The organism is Candidatus Thioglobus sp. (assembly GCF_028599055.1).
Classification (GTDB): domain Bacteria; phylum Pseudomonadota; class Gammaproteobacteria; order PS1; family Pseudothioglobaceae; genus Thioglobus_A.
Map to the genome: position 1 here is coordinate 1 of NZ_JAQRMS010000189.1, position 2,076 is coordinate 2,076.

The 2,076-nt window shown below is 38.2% G+C and carries 2 protein-coding genes; one reads left to right on the forward strand and one right to left on the reverse strand.

Annotated elements, in window-relative coordinates:
* Positions 1-208, reverse strand: a 208-nt coding sequence (locus PSN35_RS07365; RefSeq protein WP_300031571.1) for a site-specific integrase, incomplete at its 3' end; no start/stop codon positions are given.
* Between the two features lie 61 nt (positions 209-269).
* Here PSN35_RS07365 and htpG point away from each other — a divergent pair.
* Positions 270-2,076, forward strand: a 1,807-nt coding sequence (htpG, locus tag PSN35_RS07370; protein ID WP_300031574.1) for a molecular chaperone HtpG, incomplete at its 3' end; no start/stop codon positions are given.

Sequence of the window (2,076 nt, forward strand, 5' to 3'; positions counted from 1 at the left end):
TACTACGAGAAGAAATATTATTATGGCGCAATTGCATCACAAATAAATTCAAATTTTGCGCATCAAGCGCCTGCCAGCTAGATATTTTCTGCACTTTTAAAAAATCAAGCAGCTGCAGTAAATCACGCTCATAGGCGCGCTGTGTATTGATCGCATAATTGCGCTCAATTTTTAAGTATGAAATAAAGTCAATTATTTGTTTTTTCACTTGATTTTTTTAAGCTTGACCATATCAAGACATTTTACGCACAAATAATAATAAAAATAAAATGACGACAAAACAGACGCACTCGTTCCAAACAGAGGTTTCTCAACTTCTACATTTAATGATTCACTCTTTGTATTCTAACAAAGAAATTTTCTTGCGAGAGCTAGTGTCAAACGCCTCTGACGCGGTAGACAAACTTAAATTTGAATCGCTTTCAAATGACACCATGGTTGAAGGCAAAGAAGAGCTTCAGGTGCATATTGATGTCGATAAGGACGCTGGCACCATTACTATTACCGACAACGGTATCGGCATGACTGAAGAAGAAGTAATGGCCAATATTGGCACTATTGCTAACTCTGGTACTAAAAAATTCCTACAAAGCTTGGATGAAAAACAAGCCGAGGATTCAAATCTAATTGGTCAGTTTGGTGTGGGCTTCTATGCCTCTTTTATCGTTGCAGATGAAGTGGTATTAACCACTAGAAAAGCAGGTGACGATCAAGCTAACGGCACAATATGGACTTCAAAAGGTGAGGGTGAATATTCACTAGAAACCGCCACAGTTAAAGACTTTGGTACCAAAATTACCTTGCACATTAAAGACGATGAAAAAGAGTTTTTAGATGATTATCGCTTGCGCGGTATTATTTCAAAATACTCTGATCACATCACCGTGCCAATTATGATGATCAAGCCTGCAGAGGAAGAGTCTGACGCCATTGAATATGAAATGGTTAATAAGGCCAATGCCTTCTGGACACAAGACAAGCGTGATTTAAAGCAAGAAGATTATGACGAATTCTACAAATCGTTAACGTTCGATTTCGAAGCGCCACTTACACAACTACACAATCGTGTTGAAGGTAAGCTTGACTACACCTCCCTACTATACATCCCATCAAAGGCGCCGTTTGACATGTGGGAGCCAAAACGCAAAGGCGGTATTAAGCTATATGCTAAGCGTGTATTCATCATGGAAGATAATGAAGCGCTTATGCCGATGTACTTACGCTTTGTTAAAGGTGTCATCGATACGGCTGATTTATCACTAAACGTATCTCGTGAAATATTACAAGGCAATAAAGTGGTTGATACAATCCGCAAGGCCTCAGTTTCTAGAATCCTTAAAGAATTAGAAAAAATGGCTAAAAATAAGCCTGAGAAATATGCAGCTTTCTGGAAAGAATTTGGCATGGTAATGAAAGAAGGCGTGGTTGAAGATCCGAACAATAAAGACAAAATTGCCTCTTTGTTACGCTTTTCTACCACTAAATCTAACAGTGAAGAGCAAACCGTTTCTTTAGCTGATTATGTTGCTGGCATGAGTGATGACCAAAAAGACATCTACTATGTAACCGCAGAGACTTATGGCGCAGCTAAAGGTTCACCACACTTAGAAATTTTCAAACAAAAAGATATTGAAGTACTGCTACTATCTGATCGCGTAGATGAGTGGATGGTTAACAACTTTACCGAGTTTGAAGGTAAAAATCTTAAATCAATCGCCAAAGGTGATTTGGAAGATCTTGACTCTAAAGAAGAAAAGAAAGAAAAAGAAAAAACCGCTAAAGGCTTTAAAAAGACCCTAGCAGAAATGCAAAAAATTCTTGAAAATCAAGTGAAAGAAGTTAAGATTTCTAATCGACTGAGCGAGTCCCCTTCTTGTTTAGTAGCTGATGAAAATGAAATGGGTGGCAACATGGAAAGAATTATGGCATCCCTTGGTCAAGACGTACCTGAAAGTAAGCCAATTCTTGAAATTAACCCATCTCATCCATTGGTTGAAAAGCTAAAAAATAAGGTTGATGAAGACGTGGTAAATGTATTGTTTGACCAAGCTGTGTTAGCCGAAGGTGGACAACTTA